Here is a 12,653-nt window from a genome sequence, read left to right as displayed (position 1 = left end):
CGCATCGCCTACAAGCTCGACGTCGTAGCGACGGTACGTGAATCGCTCGATCATCGGTCAGGCGTAGCGGCTTCGCCACTCTTCTGAGAACGTCCTCGCGTACTCGACAGCCTCGGCCTCAGTGTCGAACTCGCCAAGCTTCCGGAACGCACCCTCGCGGCTGAAACCAATCTTCGTTACCTCGACCTGGGCGGCGTACTTGCCGGCCTCGATCACGCGCGGTTCGCAGTTCAGGATGGTGCGGCGCGCAATGGGATCGGCAATGTGCCAGCGCCGGGATCGATAATTTTCGATTCCACGATGTGCGACACACCTGGGCAAGCTGGCACGTCCAGGCCGGCACGCCGCTGAATCGCCTGATGGAGCTTGGAGGCTGGGCGAAGTACGAGCACGTATTGCGGTATGCTCACCTTGCACCTGACCACCTTTCCGAGCACGCAAAGGCGGTCACACTTTGGGCACAATTTGACGTCGTCGCGCCGGAAATCCTTGCTGCGTAAGACCCAATACGGACCTTATTCAAGTAGGGCCATGCGCAACGAGACTCTGGTAAGACCCATATAATACTTGTTCGCCTACGCCAAAGTCAGGATTGACTGTTCCCTCATTCCATGAGCACACCGTTCGCTTCACCAGCCGCCCAGGCCGCCGCACCCGCCTCGCTCCCCGTATTCCCCCGCCCGCCCGCTGCCGATTTCGACGCGCCGGGCGCGTACATGCCGCTGCCGCAGTTCGGCGTGATCGACGTGGCCGGTGACGACGCCGCGACGTTCCTGCACAGCCAGCTCACCAACGACATCGAGCACCTCGACCCCGCGAGCGCACGGCTCGCCGGCTACTGTTCGCCGAAGGGCCGCCTGCTTGCGTCGTTCCTCGCGTGGCGCGCGGGTCATGGCGTTCGGCTGCTGGTCTCGAAGGACGTGCAGGCTGCCGCGCAGAAGCGGCTGTCGATGTTCGTGCTGCGCGCGAAAGCGAAGCTGTCGGACGCCAGTGACGCGCTCGCCGTGACCGGCTTCGCCGGCGACGTGCGCGGCGCGCTGTCGGGCATCTTCGACGCGCTGCCGGACGGCGTGCACGTGAAGGTCGACGGCCCCGCCGGCACGCTGATCCGCATGCCCGACGCGGCCGGCAAGCGGCGCTACCTGTGGATCGGCACGCGCGCCGACGTCGACGCGCGCCTCGCCGCGCTCGACGGCAAGCTGCCCGCGGCGTCGCCGGCCGTGTGGGACTGGCTCGACATCCGCGCGGGCGAACCGCGCATCACGCAGCCGGCCGTCGAGCAGTTCGTGCCGCAGATGGTGAACTTCGACGTGGTCGGCGCAGTGAACTTCCGCAAGGGCTGCTATCCGGGCCAGGAAGTGGTCGCGCGCAGCCATTACCGCGGTACGATCAAGCGCCGCACCGCGCTCGCGCACGTTGCGGGCGACACCGATACGGTCCGCGCGGGCGTCGAGCTGTTCCACAGCGACGACCCGGGCCAGCCGTGCGGGATGGTCGTCAACGCGGCGGCCGCGCCGGCAGGCGGTGTCGACGCGCTCGTCGAGATCAAGCTTGCCGCGCTCGACAGCGGCAACGTGCATCTCGGCGCGGCCGACGGCCCGACGCTTGCGTTCGAGCCGCTGCCTTACGCATGGCCGACCGAAGTGTGACCGGCCATTCATCCGTTCGCGTGCCGGACCGCGCTTTGCGGCCGGCGCCCGAAGTTTCCTGCGAGAGATTCGCCCGATGTGTCTGATTGCCTTCGACTGGCAGCCTGATGCCGCCGCCGGTCCTGTCTTCACCCTGACTGCCAACCGCGACGAGTTCTTCCGCCGCACGAGCACACCGCTCTCGTGGTGGGAGGAAGCGCCCGGTGTGCTGGCGGGCCGCGACCTCGAGGCCGGCGGCACGTGGCTCGGCGTGACGCGCGATGGCCGTTTCGCGGCGCTCACGAACTACCGCGCGCCGTTCGACATCCGCGCGGGCGCACCGACCCGCGGCAAGCTCGTGTCCAATTATCTCGGCGGGCAGCCGGTCGCGCCGCTCGATTACCTGAAGCGGCTCGCCGAGCATGCGGCGGTGTACAACGGCTTCAACCTGCTCGTCGGCGACTGGAAGCGGCGCGAACTCGCGTGGTTCTGCAACCGCGCGGCCGAGGGCGAGAGCGGCGTCGCCGCGCCCGCGCTGATCCCGGCCGGCGTGCACGCGCTATCGAACGCGCGGCTCGACACGCCCTGGCCGAAAGTGGTGCGCAAGCGCGCCGAACTCGGCACGCTGCTGACCGGCGACCCGGCGCCACCGCTCGACGAGCTGATCGCGCTGATGCGCGACCCGCGCATCGCCGAAGACGACGCGCTGCCGCACACGGGCATCCCGCTCGAGCGCGAACGCGCGCTGTCCGCCGCTTTCATCCAGACGCCCGAATACGGCACGCGCGGCACGACCGCGCTGCGGGTCACGATGAAGGAAGGCGTGCGGCTGACAGTCGAGATCAAGGAGCGCTGCGACGACGATGGCTCGCACCGCATCGTCCGTCCCGGCGCGTTCGAGCGCGCGTTCACGTTCGACATCGACGCCGCGCAGGCGCGCTGACGCGTGACTGCCGCGCGTCTGACGCGCCGCCCGCTCACGGCGCGCGCGTCATCTCGACGTGCGGGATGCCGGCCTCGACGAATCGCTCGCCGATCGCCGCGAAACCGTGCCGCAAATAGAACGGCACGGCCGCTTCCTGCGCATAGAGCCGCACGAGCGGATCGCCGCGCCGCCGCGCCTCGTCCAGCAGCCCGAGCAGCACGCCCGACCCGGCGCCCTGCCCGCGCACGTCAGCGAGCACCGCGACACGGCCGATCGTGCCCGTCGGCAACAGCCGTCCGGTTGCCACCGCGCGGCGCGCGCCGGTTGCAGCATCGATCCGGTATGCGACCGCATGGCGCGACAGCGGATCGTCGTCGTCGAGCTCCATGTCCGCCGGAATGCGCTGCTCGCGCACGAACACCGCGTCACGAATGCGCGCGGCGTCGCCGCCCAGCGTCGCCCAGTCGCCCGTTTCCACCACGCAGTCCGCCATCTGCACCCTCCGCACGGCCGTGTCGCCGCAACCGTCAAATGTCGTCGAATGCCGCCCGCAGCGCCGCGACCGCATCAGCGTGCGCGGCCCGCACTTCGGGCACGTAGCCGCCCATCTTGAAGAACTCGTGAATCATCCCCGGGTAGCAGGTCAGCGTGACCGGGACGCCCGCCGCGCGCAGCTTGTCCGCGTAGGCGGCGCCTTCGTCGCTGAGCGGATCGTACTCGGCGGTCGCGATCCATGCCGGCGCAACGCCCGCGAACGACGGCGCGCCGCGCGTGCCGTCGAGCGGCGCGAAACGCCAGTCGTCGCGGTCCGACGAATCGCGCAGGTATTGCGAGAAGAACCACTGGATCGTGTCCTGCGACAGCAGGAAACCGTTCGCGAGCCGCGCATGCGATTCGGTCTGCTGGTGGCCGGTCACGCCCGGATAGATCAGCAGCTGCAGCGCGAGCCGGATGCCCGCGTCGCGTGCGAGCACCGCGCAGACGGTCGCGAGCGTGCCGCCCGCGCTGTCGCCGCCGACCGCGAGCCGCGCCGCGTCGACGCCAAACGCGCTCGCTTCGCGATGCAGCCAGCGCAACGCGTCCTCCGCATCATTCACGGCGGTCGGAAACTTGTGCTCGGGCGCGAGCCGGTAGTCGACCGACAGCACCGCGCACTGCGCGTCGCGCGCGAACATCCGGCACAGCGCGTCGTGCGTGTCGGCGCTGCCGACCGTGAAGCCGCCACCGTGATAGTAGACGAGCGCCGGCAGCGGCTCGGCAAGGCTCGGCTCGACCGGCACGTACAGACGCGCGCCGATCGAGCGGCCATCGCGCGTCGGCACGACGCAGTCCTCGACCGAATGCATCGGCGCGGGCGTCACGTCGAGGATCGGCGCGCTCTTCTCATACGCGGCGCGCGCCTGCTGCGGCGTCTGGTGATGGTAGGACGGACGTTTCGCGCGCTCGACCATGTCGAGTATCTGGGCGATCTTCGGATTCAGCGGCATCGGAAATACGGGCGCCGGCATGGCGCCGCTCACGGACAAGCGTCACATGATGCCACGCCCGCGTCAGACGAGCTGCACGAGCTGCTTGCCGAAGTTGCGGCCCTTCAGCATCCCGAGGAACGCTTCCGGCGCGCGCTCGAGCCCGTATGCGATCGATTCGCGGTAGTGCAGCTGCTTCGTCGCGACGAGTTCGGTCAGTTCCGCGAGCGCGGGCGCCCACGCGTCCGGATGCTCGAACACGATGAAACCCTGCAGCTTCAGCCGCGAGCGCAGGATCAGCGCGGGGTTCGACAGCGGTGCGCTCACACCGTCGTAGCCGGCGATCATCCCGCACACGGCGATGCGGCCGAACGCGTTCATCCGCGCCATCGTCGCGTCGAGCACCGCGCCGCCGACATTCTCGAAGCAGCCGTCGACGCCGTCGGGCGTCGCGGCCGCCAGGTCGTCGGCGAGCCGGCCCGCCTTGTAGTCGACGCACGCGTCGAAGCCGAGCGTATCGACGACGTAGCGGCACTTGTCGGGCCCGCCCGCGATGCCGACCGCGCGGCATCCCGCGCGCTTCGCGAGCTGGCCGACGACGCTGCCGACCGCGCCGCTCGCCGCGCTGACGACGACGGTCTCGCCCGCGTTCGGCGCGATGATCCGGTGCAGCCCGACCCACGCGGTGACGCCCGGCATCCCCGTCACGCCGAGCCACGCCGATAGCGGCACGCGCGACGTGTCGACCTTGCGCAGGCCCTCACCGTTCGACGTGCCGTACTCCTGCCAGCCGAACTGGCCGACGACAGCGTCGCCGATCGCGAAGCCGGGATGGCGCGACTCGATCACGTCGCCCGCGGTGCCGCCGATCATCACTTCGTTCAGCGGCTGCGGCGACGCATACGACTTCGCGTCGCTCATGCGGCCGCGCATGTACGGGTCGAGCGACAGGAAATGATTGCGCACGCGCACTTCGCCGTCGGCGAGCGGCGCAAGCGGCGTCTCGACGAGCCGGAAGTTGTCGGCGCTCGCCGCGCCCTGCGGGCGCGACACGAGCAGGATCTGACGATTGACGGTATTCATCGCTGTCTCCTTCCGCGGCGCGCCCGCGCACGGTCGCACGCGCAAACGAAAACGGCCCTGCCTGACAGGCAGGACCGCCTATCGCGAGCTTACGCGTCGCTCGGGCCGGGATGCGCGTCCGGCGCAGTGCGGCTGCGTTGCCGCTTGATGTCGCGGCCCACCGCGAGCCGCCGCATGTACTTGAACGTGCCGAGCGCCTTCGCGACGAAATGGCCGTCGCTGTCGCGCACTTCGCCTTCGCAGTAGGCCATCGTCGTCGAGCGATGCATCACGCGTCCGTAAGCGCGCAGCTCGCCGCGGCCCGGCTGCATGAAGTTCACCTTCATCTCGACGGTGACGACGCCGACGCCGTCGTCGGTCAGGCTGCGCGCGGCCATCGCGAGCGCGACGTCCGCGAGCGTCATCGTCACGCCGCCGTGCGCGATGCTCCACGTGTTCATGTGGCGCTCGTCGAGCGGCAGCAGGATCTCGCTCTTGCCGTCCTTCGCGGACACGAGCTGCACGCCGAGCAGGTCGACGAACGGGCTTTCGATCGACGGACCATCCGCCTGCTGTGCTGCGTCGCTCATCGTGCGTCGTCGACGAGGTAGTCGATGCACTGGCGTTCTTCGCGAATGGCCGCGACGAACTTCTTCACTTCCTCGTGGACCGGGTGCACCTGGTATGCGTCGAGCGCGGCCTTGTCCGCGAAGTCGGATACCAGCACGACGTCATAGGTGGCTTCGAGGCCCGGCGTCGCGACGCCCACGTCGAGATGCACGATGCCCGGCACGATGTCGCGGCATGCGTCGAGCTTTTCCTTCAGCTTCAGTGCGTTCTGCGCGCGCGTCGCGCCTTCTGCCGATTCCTTCAGCTTCCACATGACAATATGTCTGATCACTTCGTTCGCTCCAGTTCGTGAGGGTTCGCCATTTTGGCCGGTATCCTTGTCGGCCGGGACGCTCCCGGCAGATATTCGTTCGCCTGCGTTCGTCGAGATGCACGCACGGTGAAAGACATCAAGCCTACCAAACTTGCCGGCTCCGATGGCCTGTATCGCGAAGCGCGATCAGGCGTAGTCAATCGTCGGCGCTCAATTGCGCTGGCGTTTCGCCCTCTGGCTATCCAGCCCAATCCGGCCGCCAAGGCCGAGGCCGATCGCGACAAACGGCAATCGGCTCACGCCAAGGATCAGGATCGCGCCCCATTGCTCGCCGAAACTGCGAACGATCGCGCGCTCAGGGTTGCGCGCATCGTTGAGCACACGAACGGTGCCTCCGGAATTCAGCAAGACGCCGGATGAAGACGAACGCAGCGCGAACGTGATGGTCTGGCCCGCGTTCGTCTTGCACGTCACCATCGCCGAGTACGGGCTGGCGCCCCCTCACCCCGCCACGACCCGGTTCCGCCCTTCCCGCTTCGCCTGATAGAGACGCTCGTCGACCGCGCGCAGCAACGCATCGACCGTGCTGCCGTCGATTCCGTATTGCGCGACGCCGACGCTGACCGTCACCTGCACGCGCTTGAAATCGAGCCCGAACGGCGAACTCGCGATCGACGAGCGTACGCGTTCGGCCGTCATCCGCGCCCCTTCGAGCGGCATCTCCGGCAACAGCGCCATGAACTCCTCGCCGCCGACCCGCGCAAGCCCGCCCGTCGGCCGGATCGCCTCCAGGCACTGCCGCACGACGCCGCGCAGCACCTCGTCGCCGATCTGGTGGCCGTATGCGTCGTTGATGTTCTTGAAGTTGTCGAGATCGAGCGCGAGCAGGCAGAACGGCATGCCGTCGCGTTCCGCGCGCTGGATCTCGCGCTCGACCTGCGCGATGAACTGCCGGCGGTTCGACGCGCCCGTCAGCGGATCGGTCGCGGCGAGGTACTCGAGCTTCTGGTTGGTGCGGCGCAATTCCTGCAACGCGCTCTCGCTGCGCGCCATCGATTCCGACAGGCGGCTCATCAGGTCTTCCTGGCTATAGATCGCCGAGAACGACCGTGTGGTCTGCAGCGCCTGCACGACGCCATAGCTGAGCAGGAAGAAGCCGCCCGCGAAGATCGCATGCGCGAGCCACCACATGTGGTTCCACGGCTTGCCGAGGATGAATGCGAGCGACGACAGCGCGAACGCCATGATCGACATTCCGTAGATCACCATCAGCGGCGAGCGGATGCGCCGCGCAAGCAGCACCGCGACGTTGAGCAGCGAGAACACCATCGCGCCGCCTTCCATCGACAGCCGCGTGCCGAGCGCACCGGCCACCGGCGAATAGGCGATGTACGCGACCGCTGCGTCGACGATCGCGAAAAAGGCGATCCACGGCAGCCAGATGCGCAGGCTCGTACGCTTGTCGAGGCGATCGGACGGCCGCGAATACGACAGCAGCCCGATCAGCAGCAGGATCGCCATCACGAGCCTCGATGCCGGACCGTACAGCAGGAACAGCCAGATGTTGTGATGCGCCATGCCGGTGAAGAGCCCGTGCAGCGCATAGATCATCGCGAAGCCAAGAAAGCCGAGTGTCAGCCAGCGCAACAGCGGCTCGCCGGACGAGCGATAGCAGACCCACGTCACATAGGTGACGAATGCGCCTTCGAGCGTCGCCGCGGCGATTGCGATCTCGTGAAACGCATGGCTCTCGAATGTCAGGTGCGGATCGCCAAAGAACCACAGATAGGCAATGAGATAGGCCGGCAGCAACGCAAAGCCGACCAGCAGACAGTTCGCGTAGATTTTGGCGACGGCGCTGACGGCGCGCGGCGGCTCGCCGGCTGAATAAGTCGTGCTCACTTCGGCCCCCGATCGATCCGTTGCATGGTTCGAATGCGAGGGCGTCCGATCACGATGCGCCGCCCGCTCCAGATACCGGGGCACGGCCGCAGCTGTCGGCGCGACGCGCGACGCGCGATCCGGCCCATCCTGCCGAAAGACAAATGTCAGAGCTAGTATAGGTGGGGCGATTCGTTTGACAAGTAAGGGGAAACAGCATCGTCGGGGTGACACGGATTGATTCGCGATCAGATCGGATCGCGGGATCGAACATGTTGGAGGCCGACAACGCGGATCGGACAGCGTGGCTGGCGGCCGCACGACGGCCGCCAGCCACGCAACGGTCAGACGATTTCGAACAGGCCGGCCGCGCCCTGTCCACCGCCGATGCACATCGTCACGACCACGTACTTCGCGCCGCGCCGCTTGCCTTCGATCAGCGCGTGGCCCGTCAGGCGCGCGCCCGACACGCCGTACGGATGCCCGACCGCGATCGCACCGCCGTCGACGTTCAGCCGGTCCTCGGGGATCCCGAGCTTGTCGCGGCAGTACAGCACCTGCACCGCGAATGCCTCGTTGAGCTCCCACAGCCCGATGTCCTCGACCTTCAGTCCCGTCTGCTTCAGCAGCTTCGGTACCGCGAACACGGGGCCGATGCCCATCTCGTCCGGCTCGCAGCCGGCGACCGCGAAACCGCGGAACACGCCGAGCGGCTGCAGGCCTTCCCGCTGCGCGGTGTCGGCGCTCATCACGACGCATGCCGCCGCGCCGTCGGAGAACTGGCTCGCATTGCCCGCGGTGATCACGCCGCCCGGCACCGCCGAGCGGATCTTCGAGACGCCTTCGAGCGTCGTGTCCGGCCGGATCCCTTCGTCGGCCGTGACCGTCACTTCTTTCGTGAACAGACGGCCGGTCGCCTTGTCGGCGATGCCGGCGCGCACGGTAATCGGCACGATCTCGTCGGCGAAGCGCCCTGCGGCCTCCGCGGCCGCCGCCCTCAGTTGCGACTGCACGCCGTACTCGTCCTGCCGCTCCTTCGAGATCCCGTAGCGCTTCGCGACGTTCTCCGCGGTCTGCAGCATGTTCCAGTAGATCTCCGGCTTGTGCTCGAGCAGCCACCCTTCGTACGCCATGTGCCGGTTCATCTCATTCTGCACGCACGAGATCGACTCGACGCCGCCCGCGACATACACGTCGCCTTCACCCGCGATGATCCGCTGTGCGGCGAGCGCAATCGTCTGCAGTCCGGACGAGCAGAAGCGGTTCACCGTCATGCCCGGCACGCTCACGGGCAGCCCCGCGCGCAGCGCGATCTGCCGCGCGATGTTGCCGCCCGTCGCGCCCTCCGGGTTCGCACAGCCCATGATCACGTCCTCGACGCGCGCGGGGTCCAGCTTCGCGCGCTCGACCGCGGCGGCGACCACGTGGCCGCCGAGCGTCGCGCCGTGCGTCATGTTGAAGGCACCACGCCACGATTTCGCCAGCGGCGTGCGTGCGGTCGATACGATTACGGCTTCCGTCATGTGAGTTCTCCTGTCGATCAGAGTTAGCGCTTTAGCGCTTACTCTGATCCCATGCTTCGCGGTCGATCAGAGTTGGCGCTTTAGCGCCTACTCTGATCCCATGCTTCGCGGCGGATCAGGGTTGGCGCGTCAGCGCGCACGCTGATCTCATGCAAAGCTGCCTGTTTTATGAATCGAATGAGTTGCTGCGTTACGCCGCCGGGCGCGCGTCAGCCGACGTGACACGTGCCACACCGGCCGCCTGCAGGTGTTGCCATGCGTTCGCGAGCGATCCGTTCAGGTCGATCGCGCGGCACGCGTCGTCGATCACCGCGGCTTCGAAGCCGGCCGCGCGCGCGTCGAGCGCGGACCACGCGACGCAGTAGTCGGTCGCGAGCCCGCAGCACCACACGCGCTTCGCGCCGAGCTCGCGCAGGTAGCCTGCGAGGCCCGTGCGCGTCGTGCGATCGGCTTCGACGAATGCCGAGTAGCTGTCGACCTGCGCGTCGCTGCCCTTTCGGATCACGAGCCGCGCATGCGGGATGTCGAGGTCGCGATGCAGCGCGGCGCCGTCGGTGTCCTGCACGCAGTGCACGGGCCACAGCACCTGTTCGCCGTACGGCAGCGTGAGCGTCGAGAACGGCTCGCGTCCCGGATGGTTCGCCGCGAACGACACGTGCTCGCGCGGGTGCCAGTCCTGCGTCAGCACGACCTGGTCGAAGCGTGCGGCGAGCGCGTTGATGACCGGCACGACCGCGTCGCCGTCGGGCACCGCGAGCGCGCCGCCGGGCATGAAGTCGTATTGCACGTCGATCACGAGCAGAACGTCGTCAGTGCGTTTCATCGCTTCTCTCCTGTCGATCAGAGTTAGCGCTTTAGCGCTTACTCTGATCCCATGCTTCGCGGTCGATCAGAGTTAGCGCTTTAGCGCTTACTCTGATCCCATGCTTCGCGGTCGATCAGAGTTGGCGCTTTAGCGCTTACTCTGGTCCCATGCTTCGCGGTCGATCAGAGTTGGCGCTTTAGCGCCTGCTCAGATCCCATGCTTCGCGGTCGACCCAAGCTGGCACTTCAGCGCCTGCTCCGGCCCCATGCCGCCGCGCGGCGCCACCCTCAGCCGTTGAAACCGCGTCCGGCCTTCGCGAGCTCGGCGATCGACGGCGCGAGCTGCCACGCGTCGCCGTTCGGTGCCGCCGCGTAGCGGCGAATCGCCCGCTCGACGTTGTAGAGGCCGACGGTGTCCGCGTACAACATCGGGCCGCCGCGCCACAGCGGGAAGCCGTAGCCGGTCAGGTACACCATGTCGATGTCCGACGCCTTCGACGCGATCTTCTCCTCGAGAATCTTCGCGCCTTCGTTGACGAGCGCGAACACGAGCCGCTCGACAATCTCGTCGTCGCCGATCTTGCGCCGCTCGACGCCGCGCGCCTTCGAATAGTCGACGACCATCTCGTCGACGAGTGCCGACGGCTTCGCGTTGCGCTCGCCCGGCACGTAGTCGTACCAGCCCGCGCCGGTCTTCTGGCCGAAGCGGCCCTGTTCGCACAGGCGGTCGGCGATCTTCGAGTAATGAAGGTCTGGCTTCTCGACATAGCGGCGCTTGCGGATCGCCCAGCCGATGTCGTTGCCGGCGAGGTCGCTCATCCGGAACGGGCCCATCGCGAAACCGAACTTCTCGATCGCGCGGTCGACCTGCGCGGGCAGCGCGCCTTCCTCGAGCATGAAGAGCGCCTGGCGGATGTACTGCTCGATCATCCGGTTGCCGATGAAGCCGTCGCACACGCCGGACACCACCGCGGTCTTCCTGATCTTCTTCGCGATCGCCATCACGGTCGCGAGCACGTCCTTCGCGGTCGCGTCGCCGCGCACCACTTCGAGCAGCTTCATCACGTTCGCGGGACTGAAGAAGTGCATGCCGACGACGTCCTGCGGCCGCTTCGTGAACGCGGCGATCCTGTTCACGTCGAGCGTCGACGTGTTCGACGCGAGGATCGCGCCCGGTTTGGCGACTTCGTCGAGCTTGCCGAATACCTGCTCCTTCACGCCGAGTTCCTCGAACACGGCCTCGATGATCAGGTCGGCCTCTTTCAGGTCGTCGTAGGACAGCGTCGGCGCAATCAGCGCCATGCGCGCGTCGAGCTTCTCCTGCGTGAGCTTGCCCTTCTTCACCTGCGCATCGTAGTTCTTGCGGATCGTCGCGAGCCCCCGGTCGAGCGCGTCCTGCTTCGTCTCGAGCAGCGTGACGGGCAGCCCCGCGTTCACGAAATTCATCGCGATGCCGCCGCCCATCGTGCCCGCGCCGATCACCGCGACGCGGCGGATCTCGCGCACCGGCGTGTCGGCCGGCACGTCCGGGATCTTGCTCGCCGCGCGCTCGCCGAAGAATGCATGCCGCAGCGCGCGGCTTTCCGGCGTCATGATCAGCGCGAGAAAGCCCTCGCGCTCCGCGATGCTGCCCTTGTCGAAGCCGTTCAGCACGCCGGCCTCGATCGCGTCGATGCACTTGTGCGGCGCGGGGAAGTTCGGCGCGGCGGCCTTCGCCGAGTTGCGCGCGAACTGGATGAAGCCCGCCGCGTTCTCGTGGACGATCTTGCGGTCGCGCACGCGCGGATGCGGGCCTGCCTGCGCGCCGGCCTTGCGTGCGAACGCGACGGCCGCGTCGAGCAGGTCGCCTTCGGCCATTTCGTCGAACAGCCCGCTCTTCGCGAGTTGCTCGGACGGCACCGGCGCGCCCGACACGATCATGTTCAGCGCGGTCTCGAGTCCGACCGCGCGCGGCAGGCGCTGCGTGCCGCCCGCGCCAGGCAGCAGGCCGAGCTTCACCTCGGGCAGCGCGATCTGCGCGCCGGGCGCCGCGATCCGGTAGTGCGCGCCGAGCGCGAGCTCGAGCCCGCCGCCCATCGCGACGCTGTGAATCGCCGCGACGACCGGCTTCGCGCTCGCTTCCACCGCGCGGATCACGGTGTGCAGCGTCGGTTCCTGCAGCGCTTTCGGGGTATTGAATTCGGTGATGTCGGCGCCGCCCGAGAACGCACGGCCTGCGCCTGTCAGCACGATCGCGGTGACCGCCGGATCCTGCGCGGCGCGTTCGAGCCCTTCCATGATGCCGGCCCGTGTCGACAGGCCGAGCCCGTTGACGGGCGGATTGTTGAGCGTGAGGACGGCCACGCCGTCGCGAATCGAATAATCCACTGCCATCTGTCTGCCTCCATGCCTCGCGCGCCGGGGTGGCTGCGCTTCATTGTGCGCGGGTGAACAGCCGCTTGTCCAAGACGAACGGAGGCAGCATACAACGAAAAAGCACGG

Annotated in this window: 13 protein-coding genes and 1 pseudogene; 4 read left to right on the top strand and 10 right to left on the bottom strand. The window is 67.8% G+C overall.

Annotated elements, in window-relative coordinates; genetic code table 11:
• Positions 1 to 57: 57 nt before the first annotated feature.
• A complete protein-coding gene (locus ACV229_RS23880) occupies positions 58 to 264 on the bottom strand; it encodes a hypothetical protein (protein WP_448085615.1) in 207 nt (68 codons plus the stop codon).
• On the opposite strand from ACV229_RS23880, the pseudogene ACV229_RS23875 reads away from it, so the two are divergent.
• From ACV229_RS23875 to ACV229_RS23865, 3 genes and pseudogenes are all read left to right on the top strand, one after another.
• Positions 249 to 500: pseudogene (locus ACV229_RS23875) on the top strand (tyrosine-type recombinase/integrase); the annotation flags it as partial. The gene ACV229_RS23880 and the pseudogene ACV229_RS23875 sit on opposite strands and share 16 nt — an antisense overlap.
• A 111-nt stretch (positions 501 to 611) precedes the next feature.
• Positions 612 to 1,649, top strand: coding sequence for a CAF17-like 4Fe-4S cluster assembly/insertion protein YgfZ (ygfZ, locus tag ACV229_RS23870; protein ID WP_448085563.1), 1,038 nt, complete (start codon positions 612 to 614; stop codon positions 1,647 to 1,649).
• A 76-nt stretch (positions 1,650 to 1,725) separates the two neighbouring features.
• Positions 1,726 to 2,571, top strand: a complete 846-nt coding sequence (locus ACV229_RS23865; RefSeq protein WP_448085562.1) for an NRDE family protein — start codon at positions 1,726 to 1,728, stop codon at positions 2,569 to 2,571.
• A 34-nt stretch (positions 2,572 to 2,605) separates the two neighbouring features.
• Here ACV229_RS23865 and ACV229_RS23860 read toward each other — a convergent pair whose 3' ends face one another.
• From ACV229_RS23860 to ACV229_RS23840, 5 genes are all read right to left on the bottom strand, one after another.
• Positions 2,606 to 3,046: a GNAT family N-acetyltransferase gene (locus ACV229_RS23860; protein WP_448085561.1), complete on the bottom strand. Its 441-nt coding sequence runs from the start codon at positions 3,044 to 3,046 to the stop codon at positions 2,606 to 2,608.
• Positions 3,047 to 3,080: 34 nt separating this feature from the next.
• Positions 3,081 to 4,040, bottom strand: a complete 960-nt coding sequence (locus ACV229_RS23855; protein WP_448085614.1) for an alpha/beta hydrolase — start codon at positions 4,038 to 4,040, stop codon at positions 3,081 to 3,083.
• A gap of 63 nt (positions 4,041 to 4,103) precedes the next feature.
• Positions 4,104 to 5,102, bottom strand: coding sequence for an NADP-dependent oxidoreductase (locus ACV229_RS23850; protein ID WP_448085560.1), 999 nt, complete (start codon positions 5,100 to 5,102; stop codon positions 4,104 to 4,106).
• Positions 5,103 to 5,191: 89 nt separating this feature from the next.
• On the bottom strand, positions 5,192 to 5,671 hold the full coding sequence (locus tag ACV229_RS23845; protein WP_448085559.1) for a PaaI family thioesterase: 480 nt from the start codon (positions 5,669 to 5,671) through the stop codon (positions 5,192 to 5,194).
• Positions 5,668 to 5,982: a Dabb family protein gene (locus ACV229_RS23840; protein WP_448085558.1), complete on the bottom strand. Its 315-nt coding sequence runs from the start codon at positions 5,980 to 5,982 to the stop codon at positions 5,668 to 5,670. Before ACV229_RS23840 ends, ACV229_RS23845 begins: the two co-directional genes overlap by 4 nt.
• Positions 5,983 to 6,090: 108 nt before the next feature.
• Here ACV229_RS23840 and ACV229_RS23835 point away from each other — a divergent pair, with 108 nt between their 5' ends.
• Positions 6,091 to 6,384 (top strand): hypothetical protein, encoded by a 294-nt coding sequence (locus ACV229_RS23835; protein WP_448085557.1) that lies wholly within the window; start codon positions 6,091 to 6,093, stop codon positions 6,382 to 6,384.
• Positions 6,385 to 6,465: 81 nt separating this feature from the next.
• Here the strand turns inward: ACV229_RS23835 and ACV229_RS23830 are convergent, their stop codons facing one another.
• The 4 genes from ACV229_RS23830 to ACV229_RS23815 all read right to left on the bottom strand — a co-directional run bounded on the left by ACV229_RS23830 (position 6,466) and on the right by ACV229_RS23815 (position 12,545).
• Positions 6,466 to 7,866: a sensor domain-containing diguanylate cyclase gene (locus tag ACV229_RS23830; protein WP_448085556.1), complete on the bottom strand. Its 1,401-nt coding sequence runs from the start codon at positions 7,864 to 7,866 to the stop codon at positions 6,466 to 6,468.
• A gap of 323 nt (positions 7,867 to 8,189) precedes the next feature.
• Positions 8,190 to 9,368, bottom strand: coding sequence for an acetyl-CoA C-acyltransferase (locus tag ACV229_RS23825; RefSeq protein WP_448085555.1), 1,179 nt, complete (start codon positions 9,366 to 9,368; stop codon positions 8,190 to 8,192).
• 190 nt (positions 9,369 to 9,558) lie between these two features.
• On the bottom strand, positions 9,559 to 10,191 hold the full coding sequence (gene pncA / locus ACV229_RS23820; protein ID WP_448085554.1) for a bifunctional nicotinamidase/pyrazinamidase: 633 nt from the start codon (positions 10,189 to 10,191) through the stop codon (positions 9,559 to 9,561).
• A 269-nt stretch (positions 10,192 to 10,460) separates the two neighbouring features.
• The gene (locus ACV229_RS23815; RefSeq protein WP_448085553.1) at positions 10,461 to 12,545 is read right to left on the bottom strand and encodes a 3-hydroxyacyl-CoA dehydrogenase NAD-binding domain-containing protein; all 2,085 of its coding nucleotides are present in this window, start codon (positions 12,543 to 12,545) and stop codon (positions 10,461 to 10,463) included.
• Positions 12,546 to 12,653: the final 108 nt, after the last annotated feature.

The sequence above is a fragment of the Burkholderia sp. MR1-5-21 genome (assembly GCF_053427715.1).
This window is presented reverse-complemented; position numbering and strand designations above follow the sequence as displayed.

Bases quoted from the DNA above. Each gene is read 5' to 3' on its own strand.
- ygfZ (WP_448085563.1), top strand. From the start codon at position 612: ATGAGCACACCGTTCGCTTCACCAGCCGCCCAGGCCGCCGCACCCGCC.
- ACV229_RS23865 (WP_448085562.1), top strand. From the start codon at position 1,726: ATGTGTCTGATTGCCTTCGACTGGCAGCCTGATGCCGCCGCCGGTCCT.
- ACV229_RS23860 (WP_448085561.1), bottom strand. From the start codon at position 3,046: ATGGCGGACTGCGTGGTGGAAACGGGCGACTGGGCGACGCTGGGCGGC.
- ACV229_RS23855 (WP_448085614.1), bottom strand. From the start codon at position 4,040: ATGCCGCTGAATCCGAAGATCGCCCAGATACTCGACATGGTCGAGCGC.
- ACV229_RS23850 (WP_448085560.1), bottom strand. From the start codon at position 5,102: ATGAATACCGTCAATCGTCAGATCCTGCTCGTGTCGCGCCCGCAGGGC.
- ACV229_RS23845 (WP_448085559.1), bottom strand. From the start codon at position 5,671: ATGAGCGACGCAGCACAGCAGGCGGATGGTCCGTCGATCGAAAGCCCG.
- ACV229_RS23825 (WP_448085555.1), bottom strand. From the start codon at position 9,368: ATGACGGAAGCCGTAATCGTATCGACCGCACGCACGCCGCTGGCGAAA.
- pncA (WP_448085554.1), bottom strand. From the start codon at position 10,191: ATGAAACGCACTGACGACGTTCTGCTCGTGATCGACGTGCAATACGAC.
- ACV229_RS23815 (WP_448085553.1), bottom strand. From the start codon at position 12,545: ATGGCAGTGGATTATTCGATTCGCGACGGCGTGGCCGTCCTCACGCTC.